Origin of the sequence: Sphingomonas sp. Root710 (genome assembly GCF_001429065.1) — a bacterium.
In the GTDB taxonomy this organism is placed as follows: domain Bacteria; phylum Pseudomonadota; class Alphaproteobacteria; order Sphingomonadales; family Sphingomonadaceae; genus Rhizorhabdus.
Map to the genome: position 1 here is coordinate 16,386 of NZ_LMIB01000016.1, position 20,850 is coordinate 37,235.

A 20,850-nucleotide genomic window follows, 5' to 3' on the forward strand; every position below is an offset into this window, starting at 1 on the left:
CCCAAATTCGTCGCGCGCTCCCGTAAAACCCTATTTTTTATCAACCACCCGGTTGAATAAAAGTCGAGCTTGCCATCATCCGGCGCTTGCGGCAGGGAAAAACGATGACGACCAGCGCCTCAACCGTAGCTCCGCTACCGGACGATCCGTCCGCGCCGAGCGTCCGCGACAGGCTGATCGACGTCGCGGCCCGGCATTTCGCCGAGCATGGCATCCAGGGCGCGAGCCAGCGCGCGATCCAGCGCGAGGTGGGCGTCAACAATTCGACGGCAAACTATTATTTCGGGTCGAAGGACGCGCTGTACCGCGCCGTCGTCGACACCGCGCTTTCCCGGGTCCAGGCACGGCGCATCGCGGCGCTCGACGCGATCGAAGCTTTATCCGGCAGCCTCAGCCACGAGGAACATGTCCGGCGGCTGCTTCGCGGATATCTCGGCGCGCTGCTTCAAGAGGCCAGCACCGACACCGGTTACAATTATATCCGGATCGTCATCAATCTGCACTTGGTGATACCCGAGCCCGCCGTCGAGGTGCTTGAGGAGCGGCTGACGGCGGTGCGCGAACTCTATGTCGACGTTCTCGCCAAGCTGTTCCCCAATGCATCGCGCAACCGCATCTATGAGGTGGTCGAGCTATCGGTCGGCGTCACGGCGATGTCCGCGGTGCAGCGCCGACATCGCATGTCAGAAAAGGCCATCGAGCGCCTTACCGAGCAGGCGGTGACAGTCTCGGCGATCGCCTTCGAGACGCTGTGCGGCACGGACGCCGACTAAGGCCGGCTGAAAATCTTCCCCGGGTTGAAAAGTCCCCGCGGATCGAGCGCCTGCTTGATCGCGCGCATCACATCCACACCCTCGCCATGTTCCTCGACCAGCCATTGCTGCTTGCCGAGACCGATGCCGTGCTCGCCGGTGCAGGTGCCATCCATCGCCAGTGCGCGTTCGACCAGCCGGGCGTTCAGCCGTTCCGCCTGCGCCGCCTCCTCAGGATTGTCGGGATCGAGCACGAAAAGGACGTGAAAATTGCCGTCGCCGACATGGCCCACGATCGGCGTCGGGATGGCTACCGCATCGAGATCGGCGCGCGTCTCTACGATGCATTCCGCCAACCGGCTGATCGGTACGCAGACATCGGTCGCCCAGCCGGTCGATCCCGGGCGCAGCGCGAGCCCCGCATAATAGGCCTGGTGGCGCGCCTTCCAGAGCCGGGAACGCTCCTCGGGCAGGTTCGACCATTCGAAGGCGCCGCCGCCATTGCCGGCGGCGATCTCACCGACCGTCTGGACCTGTTCGGCCACGGAAGCCGCCGAGCCATGGAACTCGAAGAACAGCGTCGGCTTCACGGCGAGATCCATCTTTGCATAGGCGTTTATCGCCGCGATCTGGACCTCATCGACGAACTCGATCCGGGCGACGGGCACGCCGATCTGGATGGCGAGGATGACCGTGTCCACCGCGCCCTTGAGCGTGTCGAACGCGCAGACCGCCGATGAGATTGTCTCAGGAATGCCGTGCAGCCGGAGGGTGACTTCGGTGATGACGCCGAGCGTCCCTTCCGATCCGATCAGCAGCCGGGTGAGATCATAGCCCGCCGCCGACTTGCGTGCACGCCGGGCGGTGCGGACGATGCGGCCATCGGGCATAACCGCGGTAAGCGAAAGGATCGCCTCGCGCATCGTGCCATAGCGCACCGCATTGGTGCCCGAGGCGCGCGTCGCCGCCATTCCGCCGATCGTCGCGTTTGCGCCGGGATCGATCGGGAAGAACAGCCCCATGTCGCGCAGATATTCGTTGAGCTGCTCGCGCGTCACCCCGGCCTGGACGGTACAGTCGAGATCTTCGGCATGGACAGTAACGATCGCGTTCATCTCCGACAGGTCGATGCACAGGCCGCCCGCCACCGCCGCCACCTGCCCCTCGAGCGAGGTGCCGGCGCCATAGGGGACGATCGGAAGATCATACTCGCCGCAGATGCGGACCAGCGCGGCGACCTCCTCGGTCGTGCGCGGGAAGGCGACCGCATCGGGCGGCATCACCGGGAAATGCGCCTCGCTCGATCCATGCTGGTTGCGGATCGCATCGCCGAGTTGAAGACGATCGCCGATAGCGGCGCGCAAGGCGGCGACGGCCAGATCGGAAAGCTTCATGCTGACCCCTCAGCCCGCCGCCATTTCGGGCTGCTGTGCGGCGCGTTCCGCCATCCGCGCTTCGGCCGCGGCGATCTTGTCGCGATAGGCGTCCATCGCCGCGAGCTTGACCGGACCGAAGCCGCGCACCGCGGCCACCTCGTCGAGCAGCGCGATCGCCTGGGGCAGATTGTCGGCGGTCAGCCTGGCGAGCGTGCGATCGACCAGCGCCTCATAGTCATGCAGCAGCGCGCGTTCGGCTCGGCGCTCGGCGGTCCAGCCGAAGGCGTCGAGCGCGGTGCCGCGCACCCCTCGCACCGCCGCCAGCAGGCGCAATGCCGGGAAGACGAGCCATTTCGGGAATTCGCGTTTGCGCGGACGGCCATTGGGGGAACGCCCGGGCAGGAAGGGCGGCGCCATGTTGAAGCTCAGCCGCGCGCCATCCTCGAACGTCCCGGCGATCCGGGCGTGGAGCGCCGGATCGGTTAGCAGCCTCGCGACTTCATATTCGTCCTTGATCGCCATCAGCTTTGCAAGGTTGCGCGCGACGACCAGCGCGAGTGCGTCTGATCCCGGCGCCACGCGCTGCTCCGCCGCCTGTGCCGCCGCGACGCTTTCGCGATAACGCTCCGCCAGCGCTGTTCCCTGATATCCGGTGAGATGCGCCGAACGGTGGGCAATGATCTCGTCGAGCGTCTGCGGCAACGGCTGTGCGGCGGGCTTGCGGATCAGCGACTCGACCCGATCGGGATCGGCGATGAACAATCGTCCCAGCCGGAAGGCGGTCAGGTTGAGCTTCACCGCGACCCCGTTCAGGCCGATCGCCTGTTCGAGTGCGGCAGGCGTCACCGGCAGCAGCCCCAGCTGCGACGCCATTCCCACCACCATCAGATTGGCGGCGATCGTGTCCCCAGTGAGGCCGAGCGCCAGCGCGGCCGCATCCATCGTGGTAAGCCGGTCCCGGCCAATCGTCGCAGCGAGGCGGCCGAGCAATATCTCGGGCTCGGGCACAGCGTCGCGATCGAACTGGAAGGCGACGGTGGGCAGCACCGCGCTGTTGGCGATCGCGCGCGTGCGCCCTTGCGCGATCGTCGATGCCGCCTCGGGCGAGAGCGCGGCGATCAGGTCGAAGGCGAGCAGCACGTCCGCCTCGCCCCGGCCAAGCTTCTGGGCATGGATGTCGCCGGGGGACGCCGCGATCCGGATATGGCTGAAAACCGCGCCGTTCTTCTGCGCGAGGCCGGTCATGTCGAACAGCGACGCCGCCCGCCCGTCGAGATGCGCCGCCATGCCGATCAGTGCCCCGACCGTGATCACGCCGGTGCCGCCGATTCCCGCGACCATGATGTTGCAGGCGGCATCTGCGATCACCGGTTCGGGCAGCGCCGCGAACAATCCGTCGTCGACGTTGGCGCCCTTGGGTTTGCGCGGCTCTGCGTCGCGCACGGTGATGAAGGAGGGGCAGAAGCCCTCCGCGCAGCTATAGTCCTTGTTGCAGCTCGACTGGTCGATCGCACGCTTGCGGCCCAGCGCCGTCTCCTTCGGCACGATGCTGACGCAGCTCGATTGCACCGAGCAGTCGCCACAGCCTTCGCAAACCTCTTCGGCGATGAACATGCGCCTGGCGGGATCGGGGAAGGTGCCGCGCTTGCGGCGGCGGCGCTTCTCGGCGGCGCAGGTCTGCTCGTAGATCAGCACGCTGCAGCCTTTGAACTCGCGCAATTCGCGCTGGACGCGGTCGAGCTCGTCGCGGTGGGCGATGGTGACACCCGACGGAAATCCTGTCTCCCGCCGGTGATGATCGGGATTGTCGCTCAGCACCGCGATGCGCTCGACGCCCTCATGGCGGACCTGCTGGGCGATCTCGGCGACCGACAGCGGCCCATCGACAGGCTGCCCGCCGGTCATCGCCACCGCGTCGTTATAAAGGATTTTGTAAGTGATGTTGACGCCCGAGGCGACCGCGGCGCGGATCGCGAGCAGGCCCGAATGATAATAGGTACCGTCGCCCATATTCTGGAAGATGTGCGACGTGTTCGTGAACGGCGCGAGGCCCATCCAGTTGGTGCCTTCGGCCCCCATCTGGGTCGGCAGCAACGCCCGGTCGGGGGCTACGAAATGCGCCATGGTGTGACAGCCGATGCCGGTCATCGACAGACTGCCGTCGGGCAGGCGGGTCGAGCGGTTGTGCGGGCAGCCCGAACAGAAGAAGGGGCTGCGGCGCGGCGCGGCGGCGTTGCCCTGCGCGGCGGCCGGCGGGGGTGCGAGGCGTGCCGTTGCCGCCTCCAGCGGGGCATCTGCCAGGCCAAGCCGCGCCAGCCGCTCGGCGATCACCAGCGCGATGTCGGCGGGCTCGAGTGGCAGGACCGGAGACAACAGCGGCGCGCCATCCTCATCGGCCTTGCCGATCAGGCGCGGCGCGGTCCGGTTGTTCACCAGCGCCGCGGCGGCCTGCGCCTCGATGAAGCTCTTCTTCTCCTCGACGATCAGCAGCGTGTCATGCCCGCGCGCAAAACCGGCCAGGCTTTCGCCGTCGAGCGGCCAGATGCACCCGATCTTGTAGAGCGAAACGCCAAGCGCGGCGGCGCGCGCTGCATCGAGCCCGAGCAGCGCGAGCGCCTGCATCACGTCGCCATGACTCTTGCCCGCGCTGGCGATGGCGAGACGCGGGGTCGGCGCGCGAAACACCGTGCGGTCTATCCGGTTCGCGCGGACGAAGGGAATGACCAGCGGCAAGCGATAGTCGAGCACGATCTGCTCGGCACGAAGCGGATTGAACGCGCGCTTGCCGGCATGCAGCCCCTCCGGCGGCACCGACGTGACGGGCGGCCGCACCGGCGCGAAAGCGTCGAGGTCGATGTCGACCGATGCCGTCTGCTCGGTAACCTCGTTGACGCATTTTACCGCCGTCCACATTCCCGAGTGACGCGACAGCGCCAGCGCCAGCAAGCCATATTCGAGGATCTCGCCCGCATGGGCGGGGTAGAAGGATGGGATGACATTGGCGGCGATCGCCTGTTCGCTCTGATGCGCGACGGTCGACGACTTGCCGGCATGGTCGTCGCCATAGAAGAGGACGACCCCGCCCTTGGCGTGCGCACCCGCATAATGGCCGTGCTTGAAGGCGTCGCCCGCGCGGTCGACGCCCGGCCCCTTGCCGTACCAGGCGGCGAAGACACCGTCATGCCGCGCGCCTGGCAACTGGTCGATCTGCTGCGTCCCGGCGATCGCGGTGGCGGCAAGATCCTCGTTGACACCCGGCTGGAAACGGATGCCGGTCGCGTCTAGGCGCTTGCCGATCGACCAGAGCGTGGTGTCGACATTGCCTAGCGGCGAGCCGCGATAGCCGCTGACATAGCCCGCAGTGTCGAGCCCGTCGCGCTTGTCGAGCCAGGCCTGCGCGAGCAGCACGCGCGCCAGCGCCTGCGTCCCGTTCAGGAAGATCCGGCCTCTGGTCACGGTCCATTTGTCGTCGAGCGAGACGGCGGCGGTGCTTTGCATATCCTGTTCTCCCGCCGTCCTTATAGGATCGTCCCGAACCCCCTGCTGTCACATATGCGACAATCATATGAGAGGAGGCCCCGAGGGTCCGGGAGAGCTAGCGAAGGGCTGCATGATCCGACTCGTGGTGCCGGGCCGCGAGGCCGACGTGAATGCGGCGGTGGGACAGCCGCTCGACCAGGCGGCCGCGCTCGACGTGCCGATGATCCACTTCCTCGCTGGGCGCCCGCCCGCCGGCTTGAGCCCGGCAGCGGCCGACGATCTGTTCCTGGCCAATCTCGACCGCGCCGCCGCACGAGCCCGGCAGGCGGGAAGGACGCTGACGCTGGAGGCGCTCAATCCGATCGATCGGCCGGGCTATCACGTCGTCGATGTTGGCCACGCGCTGCGGCTGATCGCAGCCTGCGGACGCGACAATGTCCGGCTTCAGCTCGACCTCTACAACGCGATGCTGACCGAGGATGACGTGATCGGCACCATCGAACGCTGCCGCATGGTTCTGGTGCATGTCCAGCTGGCCGGGGTGCCGGGGCGTCACGAACCCGATGCCGGGGAACTGCCTTATCGCGCCGCAATCGATCGCCTGATGGCGCTGGGCTATGACGGCTTCCTCGGCTGCGAATATCGGCCGCGCGCGGATACCAGCGCCGGGCTCGGCTGAGCCCGCCCTTATCTTCGGGGTGCCGTGGCATGAGCCCGGCAAAGCAGGATCAGCTTTCCCGGAATGGACAAAGCGGGGCGCTGCGAAATCGCATCGCCACGACCTTGCCCGACCGTTGCGCTCTACTTCCGCCGGTACCGGAAGTACCAGACCTCATGCCCTTTGCCGCGCGCCTTGGCTTCGTAACGGGTTTCGGGCCAGTCGTCCGGACGCACGAGAAAGTCCGCAGGAGCTTCGCCGAGCCAGTCGAAGTCGGGGGATTGCCCCATCACCATCATCGCCCAGCGGACATAGACGGGGTGATCGGTGCCGAAGCGGAATTCGCCGCCGGGTTTGAGCTTGCGCGCGATCAGGCCGATCGGCCCCGCATTCATGAAGCGGCGCTTGGCATGGCGCGCCTTGGGCCAGGGATCGGGATGGAGCAGCCAGGCGCGTTCGAGCGAGGCGTCGGGCAGCCTTTCGAGCACCTCGATCGCATCGCCCATGTGCAGGCGGATATTGTCGATATCCTCCTCGTCGATCTTCATCAGGGCGCCGACGACACCGTCGAGGAAGGGCTCGCAACCGATAAAGCCATGGCCGGGGCGGTTCATCGCCTGCCACGCCATATGCTCGCCCTTGCCGAAGCCGATCTCCAGCTCGATAGGGCGATCGTCGCCGAACAGCGCCCGCGCGGTCAGCGCGCCGTCGCCGGGGACCGAGATGTCGGGCAGCAGGCGTTCGACCAGCTCGGCCTGTCCCTGGCGCAACTTGTGGCCCTGCCGCCGGCCATAGAGGCGGCGGATCGAAAGCGGATCATTCATCGAGGCGGCTTATCTCATAGACGGCGGCGGGCGGCAGATTGCGGAGCGTGCTCGACAGCCGCCGCGCCTTGAGGCCGAGCCGGTCGAGCACGGGCCGGCGGATCGGGCTGATCGGGCTGTAGGTGAATTGATAGAAGCGGCCGCCGGGGCGCATCAGGTCGAAGCAGCCGCGCATGATCATCATCTGCTGGCGCGCGCTGATGTTGAGGATCGGCAGGCCCGAGATCGTTGCGCCCGCCAGCCCGCCGCCGAGCAGCGCGCGGTGCCGCCGGACCCGCGCGGCGTCCCCGCGCAGCACCGTCGCCTGCGGAAAGCGTGCGGCGAGCAGCCGGGCGAAATCGGCTTCATATTCGATCAGGATCAGGTCGGACTGCTTCAACCCCCGCGCGAGCAGCGCCTTGGTGAAGACCCCGGTGCCGGGCCCGAGTTCGATGACCGGCGCCATGTCCGGATTGATCTCGGCGGTGATCAGCTTTGCCAGCGCGGGACTCGAGGGCGCAACCGCGGCGATGCCGAGCGGATCCTTGGCCCAGGCGCGCAGGAAAGCCGCGAGATCAGACATGGGCATGCGTCAAAGCGGCCATGGCCGTGCCTTAGTGGCTGCCGGGTCGGGCGGCAACGGTCATCGCCGCCCTATCTTCGTCAGGCCAGCGCCGCCTTGAGCTTGTCGGCGAGGTCGGTCTTCTCCCAAGGGAAGAAGTCGCCTTCGGGCGTCCGGCCGAAATGACCATAAGCGGCCGTCTTCGAATAGATCGGCTTGTTGAGGCCGAGATGGGTGCGGATGCCACGCGGGGTGAGCCCGCCCAGTTCCTCGATCTTGCCGATCGCCTGCTCGATCGCCGCGTCGGTGACGCCGTCGGCGCAGGTGCCGTGGGTGTCGACATAGAGCGACAGCGGCTCGGACACGCCGATCGCATAGGCAAGCTGGATCGTGCAGCGGCGGGCAAGCCCGGCGGCGACGATGTTCTTCGCCAGATAGCGGGTGACATAGGCGGCCGAGCGGTCGACCTTGGTCGGGTCCTTGCCGCTGAACGCGCCGCCGCCATGCGGGGCGGCGCCGCCATAGGTGTCGACGATGATCTTGCGGCCGGTCAGGCCTGCGTCGCCATCCGGGCCACCGATCTCGAAGCTGCCGGTCGGGTTGATATGATAGACGGTCTGATCGGAGAGCAGCGAGGCGGGCAGCACATCGGCCACCACCGCCTTCACATAATTCTTCAGTTCGGCCTCGTTCGCGCCTTCGTCATAGCCCTTGCCATGCTGGGTGGAGACGACGATCGCGGTCGCAGCGACCGGCTTGCCATTCTCGAACTTCAGCGTGACCTGGCTCTTGGCGTCGGGCTCGAGGAAGGGGGCCTTGCCCGAGTGGCGGTCCGCCGCCATCTGCTCGAGGATCTTGTGGCTGTAATAGAGCGTCGCCGGCATCAGATCCGGCGTCTCGTCGCAGGCGAAACCGAACATGATGCCCTGGTCGCCTGCGCCCTCGTCCTTGTTGCCGCTCGCATCGACGCCTTGCGCGATGTGCGCGGACTGGCCGTGCAGGTTGTTCTCGAAGCGGAAGCTCTCCCAGTGAAAGCCGTCCTGCTCATAGCCGATGCGCTTCACCGTATCGCGCACCGTCTTCTCGATCTCGTCCTGCGCGCCGGGGGCCCAGGCGCCATTCTCATAGACGCCCTTGCAGCGGATCTCGCCGGCCAGGACGACGAGCTGGGTGGTCGTCAGCGTCTCGCAGGCGATGCGCGCTTCCGGATCCTTCGACAGGAACAGGTCGACGATCGCATCGGAAATCTGATCAGCGACCTTGTCGGGATGGCCTTCGGACACGCTTTCGGACGTGAAGAGATAGTTGCTGCGCATTGGTACTGACTGACCCTCTTGGGATGATCGCCGCCTGATAGGGCGCGAGCTGACGAAAGGATATAAAGACTTCGTTATATGCCCCTTAGCGGCGCTTCACGGCAACGGCAATCCCGCCCGCGATCAGCAGCGCCGCGAACAGCAGCGGCAGCAGATTGCCGAAGCGTGCGAAGGGTGTGGCCGGACGCGGCCCGGGCAACGCCGCTTCGATCGCACCGGCCGTTTTCCACGGCAGGCTCTGGAGCAGCCGCCCATCGGCGTCGATTACGGCCGATATGCCCGTCGGAGTCGACCGGACGATCGGCATACCCTCCTCCGCTGCGCGCAGCCGCGCCTGGGCCAGGTGCTGCGGCGGGCCCCAGCGGCCGAACCAGGCGTCGTTCGAGGGGTTGAAGAGGAAGTCGGGCCGGTTCGCCCGATCGATGACCTGCCCGGAAAAGATGATCTCGTAGCAGATCTGCAAGCCCGCCTTGCCGAATCCGGGAACGGCCATCGTCGCCGGACCGGGGCCAGGCCAGAAATCGATATCGCCCTGCACCAGCCGCGACAGGCCGATCGCCGACAAGATCGGGCGGGCCGGCAGATATTCGCCATAGGGGACGAGATGCGCCTTGGCGTAATGGCCGATGATGTCGCCGCGGGCATCGATCCCGAACACGCTGTTGCGTGCCCCGATAAGGTCGCCCGCCTTGTCGAAGATCAGCGCATCGCCGCCGAGCAGGACGATGTCGCGCGGCCCCAGCAGCCCGGCGATCCGCATGCGCGCCGCGGGCTCGATCTCCATATAGTCGGCGGTCGCGGCTTCGGGCCACAGGATCAGGCGCGGCGCGGGACCGGGCTTGCCGCTGAGTTCGCTCAGCCTGGCAAGGTTGGCGGCCTGCAGCTTCGGGTCCCATTTCTCGTTCTGGTTGATGTTGGGCTGGACCACGACGAGCCGCGGCCCAGTGCGCGGCGGCAGCGGCCGCAGCATATAGGCCGAGAGAATCTGGGCCAGCATCGCCACGAGCAACGCCCAGCCGACCCGTTGCCAGCGCGCGCGAGCCGCACCCGGCAGCACCGCGAGCAGCCAGATCGAGGCAAGCAGCACCATCACCCCCGACAAGCCGTAGGTGCCGATCAGTCGGGTCAGCCCCATCCAGGCCGGCTCGGCGCTCGATGGATCGATCATGATCGCCGCAAGCGGATTCCAGGCGAAGCCGGTGAAGGCGATGCTGCGCAAATATTCGGCGAGCACCCAGCTGCCCGCGAACAGCGGTATGAAGGCGTAGGGGCTCGGCGTCGCAGCGATCGGTTGCAGTGACGGGCTCTCCATGCCGGGCGGAATGAGGCCCTTGAGCTTGTTGCGGCGCTCCGCCAGTTCGGCGCGCCGCCGCCGTGCCGCCAGCGCTACCGGCAGCCGGTGCAGCCCCCAGGCGAGCATCGCGGCAAGCATCGGAAAGACCGCGAGGTAGAGCGACAGCAGGAACACGGCGATCCAGCCGAGCCAGTGCGGCATCCGGTCCTGGAACGTGAATGCCGTCGCGATCCAGTTGAGGCCGAAGGTGAAGTGGCCGACGCCGAAGCACCAGCCGCGCACCGCCGCCTCGCGCAGCCGGCCCGCGTCGAGCAGCAGCCACATCAGCCCGGCGATGCACAACAGGGTGAAGAACCACCAGTTGAGCGGCGCGAAGCCGAGCGCCGAGGCGAGCCCCAGCCCGAATGCGATCGACGGATATTTCAGGGCGGTGAGTCTCGGCATCGGCGGCTTGGATTATCCTTGGGCGTCCCCCATATCGCGAGCGCCGTGCTGCCGGAAAGGTGGCGCGTCGCATCAGCGCAATAAAAATCGTTCAGAGGGTCGCTTGACAGCCTTTGGGCTGCTCCACATATGCCGCTAGCACTCGCCGGGGGTGAGTGCTAAAAGTTTCCAGTCTGAAGGATTCGGCGCAGGCGCACCCGCCCGCACCGAACAAATGAGGAAAGGGTGAAGCACATGAGTTTCCGTCCGCTGCACGATCGCGTGCTCGTTCGCCGCGTCGAGGCCGAGGAAAAGACTGCTGGCGGGATCATCATCCCCGACAGCGCCAAGGAAAAGCCCCAGGAGGGCGAAGTCGTCGCCGTCGGTGGCGGCGCGAAGGCCGAGGATGGCAAGATCACGCCGCTCGACGTCAAGGCCGGCGACAAGATCCTGTTCGGCAAGTGGTCGGGCACCGAGGTCAAGATCAACGGCGAAGACCTGCTGATCATGAAGGAATCCGACATTCTCGGCATTGTTGGCTGACGCTAACGGGCTGGGGATCGCCGGCCGATCCTTCCCTTCTATTTTCAAATCATATCTAGTCTAAGGAATTCAGATCATGGCAGCGAAAGACGTCAAGTTTTCGCGCGACGCTCGTGAGCGCATCCTGCGCGGCGTCGACATCCTCGCCGACGCGGTGAAGGTCACGCTGGGCCCGAAGGGCCGCAACGTCGTCATCGACAAGTCGTTCGGCGCACCCCGCATCACCAAGGACGGCGTCACCGTCGCCAAGGAAATCGAACTGAAGGACAAGTTCGAAAATATGGGCGCGCAGATGGTCCGCGAAGTCGCTTCGAAGACCAACGACATCGCCGGCGACGGCACCACCACCGCCACCGTGCTCGCCCAGGCGATCGTGCGTGAGGGCATGAAGTCGGTCGCCGCCGGCATGAACCCGATGGACCTGAAGCGCGGCATCGATCTCGCGGTCACCAAGGTCGTCGAGAACCTCAAGTCGCGTTCGAAGCCGGTCGCGGGCACCAATGAAGTCGCCCAGGTCGGCATCATCTCGGCCAATGGCGACACCGTCGTCGGCGAGAAGATCGCCGAGGCGATGGAGAAGGTCGGCAAGGAAGGCGTGATCACCGTCGAGGAAGCCAAGGGCCTCGATTTCGAGCTCGACGTCGTCGAAGGCATGCAGTTTGACCGGGGCTATCTGTCGCCCTACTTCATCACCAATCCGGAAAAGATGCTGGTCGAACTCACCGACCCTTACATCCTGATCCATGAGAAGAAGCTGTCGAACCTGCAGTCGATGCTGCCGATCCTCGAAGCCGTGGTGCAGTCGGGCCGTCCGCTCCTCATCATCGCCGAGGACATCGAAGGCGAGGCTCTTGCCACGCTCGTCGTCAACAAGCTGCGTGGCGGCCTGAAGGTCGCCGCCGTCAAGGCGCCGGGCTTCGGCGATCGCCGCAAGGCGATGCTCGAGGACATCGCGATCCTGACCCAGGGCGAGATGATCTCGGAAGACCTCGGCATCAAGCTCGAGAGCGTCACCGTCGGCATGCTCGGCACCGCCAAGCGCGTCACCATCGACAAGGACAACACCACCATCGTCGATGGCGCGGGTTCGTCCGACGCGATCAAGGGCCGCGTCGATGCGATCCGCCGTCAGATCGAGAACACCACCAGCGATTACGACCGTGAGAAGCTCCAGGAGCGTCTCGCCAAGCTCGCTGGCGGCGTTGCCGTGATCAAGGTCGGCGGTGCGACCGAAGTCGAAGTCAAGGAGCGCAAGGACCGCGTCGACGACGCGCTGCACGCGACCCGCGCGGCCGTCGAAGAGGGCATCGTCCCCGGCGGCGGCACGGCACTGCTGTATGCGACCAAGGCGCTCGAGGGCCTGAAGGGCGTCAATGACGACCAGACCCGCGGCATCGACATCATCCGCAAGGCGATCACCGCCCCGGTGAAGCAGATCGCGCAGAATGCCGGCCATGACGGCGCCGTCATCTCGGGCAACCTGCTGCGCGAGAATGACGAGACCAAGGGCTTCAACGCCTCGACCGACACCTACGAGAACCTCGTCGCCGCCGGCGTGATCGACCCGACCAAGGTCGTCCGCACCGCGCTGCAGGACGCGGCCTCGGTCGCCGGTCTGCTCATCACCACCGAAGCGGCGATCTCCGAATCGCCCGAGGACAAGCCGGCCATGGGCGGCATGCCCGGCGGCATGGGTGGCATGGGCGGCATGGGCGGCATGGACTTCTGATCCAGATCGCCCGGCTGGCCATATGGTCACCGGAAACAGGAAGGGGCCCGGGGAGAAATCTCCGGGCCCTTTTCCTTATCCCTTCACCGCCCGTACTGGCGGCAGCGCATTGCAGATGTCGAGCGCGCCCGCGGGCCGGATGAAGAAATCATCCTTGCGGTTCGCCCGCGCCTTCACCCAGGCGGCGAATTGCGGCGCGTCGCTCCGCATCACCTCGAAGGCGGGCCGCTCGCTGGCGGGCATGTCCGCCGCGATCCGTGCGCGCAGGATCGCGGAACGCGGTGCGCCCTCCTTGTAGAAGCCGAGCGCCTCGGTGCCCCGCGGCAAGGCGGTCAGCGCCTCGATGCCTGCCAGCACCCGGCCCACCGTGGCGATGTTGCGGTCGAGATGGCGCGGCCCATGCCCGATCACCGCATAGAGCTCCGCGCCCGTCCCGGTATCGGGGGCAAGGTTCCGTCCCACCCCAACCATGCCATAGCAATGCGGTAGCCAGGCCAGCGCGCCCTCCCGCGCGACCGGCCAGCCGCCAGCATGACCGGTCTCGGCGGCGTAGGCATCGCGATAGCCCATCGCGCGGAAGCCGAGCCCGGCGAGCGGCCGCGCATATTCGGCGGGCGGGCTGACGACGATCCCGGCGGGCAGCGCCTTCTTCTCGGTAGCATCCCCCCATTGGGTGACATAATTGTCCTGAACCCGGTTGATCGTGATCCCGTCGAACCAGCCGCTTCGCGCCAGCGCCCGGATGTTTTCGACATGTACCGGCGCAAAGGCGGGCGCGAGCGCGATCACGACGCGCGATCCGCTATCGAGGTCGATCACCAGCAAATCCCGGGCCGGAAACGCGGCCCAGGCCGAGTCCGGCGCCTGCGCGACGATCTCGCTGGGGGTAAGCGGCCTGGCCGGCGGCGACGCGGCGACAAGAGCCAGCAAGGGGAACGCGACGGCGGCGATGCGAAGGCGGTGTTTCATGCCGCGATGATGACATGCCACATCGCCTTGCGGAACCCGCCGCTACGGGCTAGGGAGCCGGCTTCCAGCGATGGTGCGGAGCGGTGGCCGAGTGGTCGAAGGCGCTCGCCTGGAAAGTGAGTATACGTCAAAAGCGTATCGAGGGTTCGAATCCCTCCCGCTCCGCCAGATCCTGCTCCTCACGACACTCCCCCGATCTTCGGTGCACGGCAAAGAGCCTGCAATATGGGAGTTTTGGCGAGTTAGCTTGTGCGCCCGAGTGCGCGGCGGACCACGCCAGACCCCGGCCGAGTTTATGGCTTGGTTTATGGTAAGAGGCGCGGCATAGCGGTTGCTGGAGGTAGGCGATGCCAGCGCGCAACAAGATGAATGTTAAGCTGATAGCCAAGCTGAAGACGCCCGGTGTCTATTCGGACGGTGGCGGTCTGTACCTTCGAATCAGGCCTTCGCTGGCGAAGAAGAAGCCGGATGCAGACGTGGATCCCGACCCAGCCGTGGCGAAGTCATGGCTCTTCATTTACGGCGGAAGGGGTAAGCGGATCGAATTAGGGCTGGGGTCTTATAGCGATATCTCGCTCGCCAAAGCGCGCGAGAAGGCAGCTGCGATGCGCGAATTGGTGCTGGAGGGGCAAGACCCTCGTGGTGCCCGCCCACGGCCGGCGCAGGCCGCCGAGCCGCCCGTCACCTTCGGCAAGTTCGCGATGGAATGGCTCGACGACATCGAGGATGGCTACAGCAACCGCAAGCACCGGCTGCAATGGCGAAGCACAATTAAAACCTACGCCAAAGCGCTCATGGAAAAGCCTATCGCTGACATTAGACCGGAGGATGTCGTCGAGGTGCTTCAGCCGATCTGGCTGACGAAGACCGAGACCGCAGGCCGGGTCCGCGGTCGCATCGAAAGGATAATCGATGCCGCCAAGGCAAAAGGGGTTTACCAGGGGGAGAACCCAGCGCGCATGCGAGGCAACCTGGATCACCTATTGCCCAAGCGCACCAAGGTGGAGGTTAAACACCATGCCGCGTTACCGTATAAAGCCGTGCCGGCCTTCATGAAGGCTCTGGCAGACCGCCAGGGCATAGCCGCGAAGGCGCTGGCCTTTACGGTGCTCACAGCGGCTCGCTCGGGCGAAACTCGCGGTCTGACCTGGGGGGAGATCGATCTCGAAGCCAAGCTTTGGACCGTGCCGGCCGAGCGGATGAAAGCACGCGCGATGCACCAAGTACCGCTCACAGCCCCCGCTCTGGCCATTCTAGAGATCATCAGGCCGGAGAAGGCCGATCCTGGTCAACTCGTCTTTCCAGCGCCTCGTGGGGGGATGCTATCCGACATGACGATGACGGCGGTATTGAAACGCATGAAAGTCCCGGTCACGACCCATGGGTTTCGGTCTTCATTTCGTGATTGGGCCGGCGACGAGACGCAGCATGACCGGGAATCGATTGAACTTTCGTTAGCGCATATGCCGCCATCAGCCACGGAGCGGGCATACCGACGAAGCCAAGCGCTCGCGAAGCGCCGGGAGTTGATGAACGACTGGGCGGCGTACTGCTTGGGTAGCTCCTGAAAGTCGTACGCCGCCCTTCAAGCGCTACTCGCTGCCCTCCGCGCCGGGATCGGCATCGAAGAGCCCCTGTTCCTGCAATGGCAGCGTGAAACACCAACACCGTTTAGCGGGCAGCCCGCGGGCCAGGCTGACCTTCGGCTTGAGACCCCGGCCATCTGCTGGCACCATGAAGCCCCTCACCTCGTCAGTCTTCCAAATTGCCTTCCAGTCGTCAAAGACGCGTCCGATGTTGGCTGGCGGCACCCGCAACTCGCGGTGCGTGGGCAAGCTGACGAGGGTTCCCAGCGCCTGCAACGCGCGCTGTGATTGGCGATCATCCTTCTGGCCCGAAACCTTCAGGATGCGATCGTCACCTGCCAATGCTTCGAGTCTGTCAGCGAACGAGATTCGCGGCGTATTCTGAGCGCGAAAGGCTGTGTAGCAGGCAGTTAGGGCCTTCCCGAAGGTCAGCGTCCCTGGAAGGACCTTCAACTCCTGGGCCAGCTTGGCTGCTGCATAGGCTGCAGCAAACACCTTGGCTTTGGCATAGTCGCGGCCGAGGCCGCGATCTACACCGGCTTTGGTCAGGAATTCCGCTTGCCACTTGTCCAGCTTGCGGATGAATGCCTCCCGATTTCGACCCAAGCGCGCAACGAGAGCCTTGATAAACCGTCGATGGGCGTGGCCATAATGCGACGCGGCGCTCGTCATCAATGCTTCCAGAAAGGCCGGCTTGTCGACGTGTTCGGGCGGGACGCCCCAGTCTATCGGAATCGTCAAGGTCAGCATCTCATCTTGCGAAGGGTCGCCCTTGCCAGCGACGGTTCGTAGGCTCTCCCGGCCGAATAGGGTCACTACCCCACGATAGCGACCCGTCCCGCTCGGTGTGCCGGGAATTGCAAGGTCGCCACGACCGGCGTTATGCGCGAGTGTGAGATAGGGCCGAGCCAACTTCTTGGCATCGAAGACGTGCCCTAGAAGATGGGTGCCATCAAGGATCAGCGTGCGGTCCCTGTGGTCGAGGATGACCTCGGATAGCTTGTCGATAACGCTGTCGATGGAGTGCCAGTACTGCGGGCTACCGTTGACCCCGGTGCCACCGGAGGCGGATGCCATGACGTTCCGAAGGACCGTTTTTCCGGAACCCTGACCACCGACAAACTCGACGGTGGCATTCTGGACCGAGGGCATCAACCGCAAGAGCGGGCCGAGGAACATCAGCGCCAAGGCAAACTTCGCTGTGGGCCATTGTTCGAGCAGGGCGGCAACCTCTCTTTTCCAGCGTATCGGATTCCCCGCGGACGCGATGCTGGACCGCGCGAACGCCATTTGGGGGGCAGTGGCGCCCTTGGGGACTGCAGAAGCGCCATCTGCATGGAAATAGATGGAGGGTTCACCGTGCCAACCGGATTGGCCTGCAACGTCCACGGGAGGAAACTCCCGTACGTTGCGGATCGCTTCGAGTGTCGCTTTCAGATCGGCTGGCGAACCGGGCATGATGCCCCGCGTGCGGAGCGCTGCCGACAGTCGCTCGATCGTAGTGACGTCCTTCTGGGCTAGCCAAGTTCCCTGATCCCCGAATACCATGCCAACATATCGGTTGCCGGCGCAGGTGGCCCCGTAGGCGTCATTGGACATGAGGGGCCTCCATCTGGCGGGTAGCCGAAAGCTGTTGGGATTGTCGGGGTTGCTGGGAGTCCTGGCTGGAGACACCCGGTATCGTCGACTGATCGCCAACAATTCCCACATATCCAGCACATACGGCCGGCATGGAAGATCCATGACGGTTTAGGCGGATGCCACCATCCACGGCGACACTGTGTTTAGTACGAAGTAGGTCAAATATAGCACATTCGTACACGTATTGACCGCATATAGGCATAATTTTCATGATAATATTCCCTTATGTATACACAGATATCATTTGGTTGGCTTGAGACCTGACCTTGTAGGCTTCAGTCCATTGAATAAGACGAAGTCTTGGACAGGATGCTTATCCATCCACACCATCCATTCCGTATGGTACGGCTCTGGGATGCGGTACCGGAATTCACTGCGTTGGATTTGTAGGGGATTGTGACCGACAATCTTGGTCGGTCGATGTGGGTACCAGTACTGGATCGAATAAGTCAGCGGGTCGGGAAGGTTGGTCAGGACCTGCTTGCTGATCCTGACGCGGGGCCTGTCCGCCATGCCCATCTCGTGCGGTTCACTGCGACCGACAGAGTATTTCGGACGGTCCCGCAGCGCTTCGAGAGCACGAGCTTTCCACCCGCCAGCCACCAGATGGTAGTGGAAGTCGTATCCCTCACGCCGTTCGTCGAACTCGGCATGAAGACCAGCCATGACAAAGCCTGTCTGGGTGGTCACGCCGACACGATCGAAGTCCGAGCAGAGCCGCCGCATCATTAGCCTCGGAATCTGGTGCTGCAGTTGACCGGCCGGCACCCACAGGCCTGTCGGCATCAACGTCGCGGTGACGACGATGCCGGCAAGTTCATCCTCTACATGCGGCCAGAGGTTGCCAACGACGCGGTGGCGGAGCTCATCGGTAAAGACCGGGCATGCGGCGGTTGGGGATGGGACTTGCGTCGCCACCCCCTTCTTCAGTCGCCGCAACAGTTCGCGTGCGTCGAGGTTAGGAAGGTCCGGGTAATTGCGAAGGTACTGCTCGACCATCACGATACGGCTCTTCAGCTCCTTCCAGCTCGTCTCTTCCGATGGGAATGTGATGACCCCATCTGGCCGTCGCGTGTCGAACCTCGGTCGGAACGGCTCTACTGGGTCCGGAAGGTCCAAGAGTGTAGGGGCGACCATTATGCGTTCCCCTCGTTGCAGGAGGGGCTGAGCAGAGCCTGTGCACTGTCGACGTAGATGAGGCGTCTCGTCCCCACCGTCGTGGCTTCCAGCTTACCGGTCCGGATGAGCTTATGGATGGTCGACTTGCAGAGCGTTGAGGCTTGGCAAAGGTCCTTCACCGACATTGCCTGACGGACCCGAAGCGGAGCACCCTCCGCACGGGATCGATCGTTATTCTCGGGATTCATATTAGCTACTCCATAGTGGTGGAGCGCCTGCGGGCATGTCGCATCGCAAACGCGACAGTCCAGCTATATGGCCGCTTCAGAAAACTCTCGGCTGATAATTTCTAAATCTAGAAAACGCCGATAGAAGGCAGCTGAGATGGTGGGCTCCCCTCCGTCACTTGGAAGGAATTCTAGTGAGCAGCCTTTTTGGAAGACCGGCTCCTACAAGCCATTGGGGGCGCTGGACGCCTTCCGAGCAGAACACCCGCGACTACTTCCAGGCTGAAGCGAAGCGCATCGCCTTATGGTATATGAACGTATCGGCTACCCGCGAGCGCATCGGCCACAAGGTGGGCGACAAGAATGTCCAGCGAAAGGCGCTCGCGCCACGCTTCCGAGCGACAAGCGTCTTCAAGCGCGAACTTTACAAGCTCGCCTGTGATATCCACGATCGCGGTGGGTTCAGAATCTTAGAGTTTCACGTGAGACAGCGTGACGGGCAATGGGGCGTGTTCCATCGTCTTACAAAGCCCACTCCCATTGATTGGACGCTATGGCTCGTACGAGGACGGCTATTGGGGCCAGCGCCCGCCAGCGGCGTGAAGAAGCCAACATGGCTCTTTGGGGGCACGTTGCTCACGCGGCTGTCCGTGGAACTCAACTTCGCCTTCCGAAATTGGATCGAGCCCAGTCTTATCACGATGTTTATCGATGAATTCGGAGGGCACGAGATCATCTCGGCGAGACGCGCGATCGGGGACTATGATCTCAGGGAAGAAGCTTGGGTCATGAGCCTCCAGCGCCGCAAAAAGCCAAATATCGGCATTATCGCAGGACGCTTCATCTACACCGATGAGCCGGGAAACCCTGACGAGAAATACGAGGAGTTGGTTGATCCATCGTTGCCAAGGCCAACTTCCATTTCGAAGCACGATCGTGAAGATTGGGCTGACGACGACGATGAGGAAGATTGGGGCGACGATATGGAGGAGGAAGACTGCTCTGATCCAGTTTACATCGATACTGCTGTGCCGTTCGATGCCACTTCATCTCCTGATATAAAGATGAAAATGCGGGGTCGACGGAGTCCTGATTGAACTCGGCGGTTGAAAGCCTGCTTACGGCGATTTCATTTAGGATATTGAAATATCAGCAAAAAATTGCTATAACTCGACTATGATGAGCACTGCTTTCATGACAGCGTATTGGCGACGCTAAGTGGCGGCGGGAGGGAAAAGACGCCGTTTCCCGCCCCCACTTTCAGTACCCCTTAGAGCCGCCGCAATAGAAATCGCGGCCAGGCACCAGATTGATCCATACTTCCAGAGTCCGCTCGACGCGCTTTGTGGGATTCACTCCGGCATCAACGGGCTTCGACTAGCGCTCCACGAAATTGCTCCACTGACGAAAGCCGGGGCGAAGCGCCTGTTTGTAGCGGCAGCACAGTTCCTCGACGAAAGAGGCGGTGCCGGAGAAGCGATGTGGGCGGGCATGGAAACCCGCCGCTGGCATGCCTTGGTGAGGAAGCTGGCCAAGCATGCATCCACGGACGATTTCACTATCGACGTCGAGCGGGCCGAGTTCGCTTCCAAGCCGACGATTGATCGGGTGTTCGACTGGATCGATGCCAGCCTGGCGCAGCGTAAGCCGGTACTCGTTCACCTCGATGGCACGCTGAACCATTTCTCGGTGGTCGCAGGTTTGACGACGACGCGCCTAGAGCTGTTCGACAGCGCAGGTCACAAGTTCGTCATGCGCTCATCCTGCGGGATGAAGCGCGGCTTCCACATCATCAGACCCAAGGCGTTGCTCCGGCTCGCCGTCAGGCCGCGTTAGCCGCGGATACCGACAGACCGACTTTACCACCAGCACCAATGAAGGAGTGAATCATGGGGGACCAGGAGCAGAAGACGCTTGCCCAGCGCACGGGGCGAATTCGCGAGTTGAACGATAGGCTCCGACAACGTCACGAGGGTCGCGTGGTGATCACGCGGGGCATCGCGAGCTTACCGGTCGCCACCGTCGCGAGGGTGCTCTTTGCCGTCCGTGACTTCGCCGCGTTTGACGCCCGCAACGACCCTCACGGTGAGGGGGACATGGGCCGGGTCGAGGTGGATGGCCACGAATGCTGGTTTCGGATCGACTATTTCTCAGCCGATCTAGAGAGCGGATCACCCGATCCAGCCGACGAGAACATAACGACAAGGGTCATGACAATCCTCTTGGCCGAGGAGCTGTGACCATGTGGCAAGAACACGACGGGGGCGATTGCCCGGTCGACCCCAAGACCGAGGTCATAGTCAAATTCCGCGAAGGCCGAGAGGCTGGCCCTGCTCCAGCCGGCGATTGGCGTTGGAAGCTTTGGTCTATGG

17 protein-coding genes and 1 tRNA gene are annotated in these 20,850 nt (G+C 64.1%); 9 read left to right on the plus strand and 9 right to left on the minus strand.

Translation table 11 applies throughout. From position 1 onward, the window contains the following. Window positions 1-104: 104 nt before the first annotated feature. Entirely contained in the window at window positions 105-773 is a 669-nt protein-coding gene (locus tag ASE00_RS17415) for a TetR/AcrR family transcriptional regulator (protein WP_056382696.1), read from the plus strand. On the opposite strand, the gene ASE00_RS23590 is transcribed toward ASE00_RS17415, so the two are convergent. Together ASE00_RS23590 and ASE00_RS17425 are read right to left on the minus strand one after the other, a co-directional pair. After that, on the minus strand, window positions 770-2,146 hold the full coding sequence (locus ASE00_RS23590; RefSeq protein ID WP_056382698.1) for an FAD-linked oxidase C-terminal domain-containing protein: 1,377 nt from the start codon (window positions 2,144-2,146) through the stop codon (window positions 770-772). The genes ASE00_RS17415 and ASE00_RS23590 overlap by 4 nt on opposite strands. A 9-nt stretch (window positions 2,147-2,155) precedes the next feature. After that, complete coding sequence (locus ASE00_RS17425) at window positions 2,156-5,626, minus strand: indolepyruvate ferredoxin oxidoreductase family protein (RefSeq protein ID WP_056382700.1); 3,471 nt, start codon at window positions 5,624-5,626, stop codon at window positions 2,156-2,158. Between the two features lie 112 nt (window positions 5,627-5,738). Between ASE00_RS17425 and ASE00_RS17430 the strand changes: the two genes are divergently transcribed. Next, window positions 5,739-6,287 carry a TIM barrel protein gene (locus tag ASE00_RS17430; RefSeq protein ID WP_162256489.1) on the plus strand — a complete coding sequence of 183 codons (549 nt, stop codon included), beginning with the start codon at window positions 5,739-5,741 and terminating at the stop codon, window positions 6,285-6,287. Window positions 6,288-6,409: 122 nt separating this feature from the next. Here ASE00_RS17430 and trmB read toward each other — a convergent pair whose 3' ends face one another. The 4 genes from trmB to lnt all read right to left on the minus strand — a co-directional run bounded on the left by trmB (window position 6,410) and on the right by lnt (window position 10,685). Then, on the minus strand, window positions 6,410-7,090 hold the full coding sequence (gene trmB, locus ASE00_RS17435; protein ID WP_056382704.1) for a tRNA (guanine(46)-N(7))-methyltransferase TrmB: 681 nt from the start codon (window positions 7,088-7,090) through the stop codon (window positions 6,410-6,412). Continuing rightward, complete coding sequence (locus tag ASE00_RS17440) at window positions 7,083-7,652, minus strand: class I SAM-dependent methyltransferase (RefSeq protein ID WP_056383354.1); 570 nt, start codon at window positions 7,650-7,652, stop codon at window positions 7,083-7,085. The genes trmB and ASE00_RS17440 overlap by 8 nt, the downstream gene beginning before the upstream one ends. Before the next feature lie 80 nt (window positions 7,653-7,732). Beyond that, window positions 7,733-8,947, minus strand: coding sequence for a methionine adenosyltransferase (gene metK / locus ASE00_RS17445; RefSeq protein ID WP_056382706.1), 1,215 nt, complete (start codon window positions 8,945-8,947; stop codon window positions 7,733-7,735). Between the two features lie 85 nt (window positions 8,948-9,032). Beyond that, window positions 9,033-10,685, minus strand: a complete 1,653-nt coding sequence (gene lnt / locus ASE00_RS17450; protein WP_056382709.1) for an apolipoprotein N-acyltransferase — start codon at window positions 10,683-10,685, stop codon at window positions 9,033-9,035. 234 nt (window positions 10,686-10,919) lie between these two features. Between lnt and groES the strand changes: the two genes are divergently transcribed. Together groES and groL are read left to right on the plus strand one after the other, a co-directional pair. Continuing rightward, window positions 10,920-11,207, plus strand: coding sequence for a co-chaperone GroES (gene groES, locus ASE00_RS17455; protein ID WP_056382710.1), 288 nt, complete (start codon window positions 10,920-10,922; stop codon window positions 11,205-11,207). Window positions 11,208-11,283: 76 nt separating this feature from the next. Then, entirely contained in the window at window positions 11,284-12,936 is a 1,653-nt protein-coding gene (gene groL, locus ASE00_RS17460) for a chaperonin GroEL (protein ID WP_056382712.1), read from the plus strand. Between the two features lie 75 nt (window positions 12,937-13,011). Here the strand turns inward: groL and ASE00_RS17465 are convergent, their stop codons facing one another. Continuing rightward, the gene (locus ASE00_RS17465) at window positions 13,012-13,905 is read right to left on the minus strand and encodes a peptidylprolyl isomerase (protein WP_056382714.1); all 894 of its coding nucleotides are present in this window, start codon (window positions 13,903-13,905) and stop codon (window positions 13,012-13,014) included. Window positions 13,906-13,982: 77 nt separating this feature from the next. On the opposite strand from ASE00_RS17465, the gene ASE00_RS17470 reads away from it, so the two are divergent. Together ASE00_RS17470 and ASE00_RS17475 are read left to right on the plus strand one after the other, a co-directional pair. Beyond that, window positions 13,983-14,073 (plus strand) — tRNA-Ser (locus ASE00_RS17470). A gap of 179 nt (window positions 14,074-14,252) precedes the next feature. Next, complete coding sequence (locus ASE00_RS17475) at window positions 14,253-15,473, plus strand: tyrosine-type recombinase/integrase (protein ID WP_056382716.1); 1,221 nt, start codon at window positions 14,253-14,255, stop codon at window positions 15,471-15,473. Between the two features lie 24 nt (window positions 15,474-15,497). On the opposite strand, the gene ASE00_RS17480 is transcribed toward ASE00_RS17475, so the two are convergent. Together ASE00_RS17480 and ASE00_RS17485 are read right to left on the minus strand one after the other, a co-directional pair. Then, window positions 15,498-17,090 carry a DUF927 domain-containing protein gene (locus ASE00_RS17480; RefSeq protein ID WP_056382718.1) on the minus strand — a complete coding sequence of 531 codons (1,593 nt, stop codon included), beginning with the start codon at window positions 17,088-17,090 and terminating at the stop codon, window positions 15,498-15,500. A 282-nt stretch (window positions 17,091-17,372) separates the two neighbouring features. After that, entirely contained in the window at window positions 17,373-18,134 is a 762-nt protein-coding gene (locus tag ASE00_RS17485) for a hypothetical protein (protein ID WP_156405487.1), read from the minus strand. 538 nt (window positions 18,135-18,672) lie between these two features. Here ASE00_RS17485 and ASE00_RS17490 point away from each other — a divergent pair. The 3 genes from ASE00_RS17490 to ASE00_RS17500 all read left to right on the plus strand — a co-directional run bounded on the left by ASE00_RS17490 (window position 18,673) and on the right by ASE00_RS17500 (window position 20,718). After that, window positions 18,673-19,575, plus strand: coding sequence for a hypothetical protein (locus ASE00_RS17490; protein ID WP_156405488.1), 903 nt, complete (start codon window positions 18,673-18,675; stop codon window positions 19,573-19,575). Between the two features lie 394 nt (window positions 19,576-19,969). Then, complete coding sequence (locus tag ASE00_RS17495) at window positions 19,970-20,314, plus strand: hypothetical protein (RefSeq protein WP_056382723.1); 345 nt, start codon at window positions 19,970-19,972, stop codon at window positions 20,312-20,314. A gap of 53 nt (window positions 20,315-20,367) precedes the next feature. Then, the gene (locus tag ASE00_RS17500) at window positions 20,368-20,718 is read left to right on the plus strand and encodes a DUF3768 domain-containing protein (RefSeq protein ID WP_056382725.1); all 351 of its coding nucleotides are present in this window, start codon (window positions 20,368-20,370) and stop codon (window positions 20,716-20,718) included. The last annotated feature ends 132 nt before the right edge of the window (window positions 20,719-20,850 follow it).

Excerpts from the sequence above, each read along its gene's own strand:
- ASE00_RS17415 (WP_056382696.1), top strand. The coding sequence starts at position 105 with ATGACGACCAGCGCCTCAACCGTAGCTCCGCTACCGGACGATCCGTCC.
- ASE00_RS23590 (WP_056382698.1), bottom strand. The coding sequence starts at position 2,146 with ATGAAGCTTTCCGATCTGGCCGTCGCCGCCTTGCGCGCCGCTATCGGC.
- ASE00_RS17425 (WP_056382700.1), bottom strand. The coding sequence starts at position 5,626 with ATGCAAAGCACCGCCGCCGTCTCGCTCGACGACAAATGGACCGTGACC.
- ASE00_RS17430 (WP_162256489.1), top strand. The coding sequence starts at position 5,739 with ATGATCCGACTCGTGGTGCCGGGCCGCGAGGCCGACGTGAATGCGGCG.
- trmB (WP_056382704.1), bottom strand. The coding sequence starts at position 7,090 with ATGAATGATCCGCTTTCGATCCGCCGCCTCTATGGCCGGCGGCAGGGC.
- ASE00_RS17440 (WP_056383354.1), bottom strand. The coding sequence starts at position 7,652 with ATGTCTGATCTCGCGGCTTTCCTGCGCGCCTGGGCCAAGGATCCGCTC.
- metK (WP_056382706.1), bottom strand. The coding sequence starts at position 8,947 with ATGCGCAGCAACTATCTCTTCACGTCCGAAAGCGTGTCCGAAGGCCAT.
- lnt (WP_056382709.1), bottom strand. The coding sequence starts at position 10,685 with ATGCCGAGACTCACCGCCCTGAAATATCCGTCGATCGCATTCGGGCTG.
- groES (WP_056382710.1), top strand. The coding sequence starts at position 10,920 with ATGAGTTTCCGTCCGCTGCACGATCGCGTGCTCGTTCGCCGCGTCGAG.
- groL (WP_056382712.1), top strand. The coding sequence starts at position 11,284 with ATGGCAGCGAAAGACGTCAAGTTTTCGCGCGACGCTCGTGAGCGCATC.
- ASE00_RS17465 (WP_056382714.1), bottom strand. The coding sequence starts at position 13,905 with ATGAAACACCGCCTTCGCATCGCCGCCGTCGCGTTCCCCTTGCTGGCT.
- ASE00_RS17475 (WP_056382716.1), top strand. The coding sequence starts at position 14,253 with ATGCCAGCGCGCAACAAGATGAATGTTAAGCTGATAGCCAAGCTGAAG.
- ASE00_RS17480 (WP_056382718.1), bottom strand. The coding sequence starts at position 17,090 with ATGTCCAATGACGCCTACGGGGCCACCTGCGCCGGCAACCGATATGTT.
- ASE00_RS17495 (WP_056382723.1), top strand. The coding sequence starts at position 19,970 with ATGGAAACCCGCCGCTGGCATGCCTTGGTGAGGAAGCTGGCCAAGCAT.
- ASE00_RS17500 (WP_056382725.1), top strand. The coding sequence starts at position 20,368 with ATGGGGGACCAGGAGCAGAAGACGCTTGCCCAGCGCACGGGGCGAATT.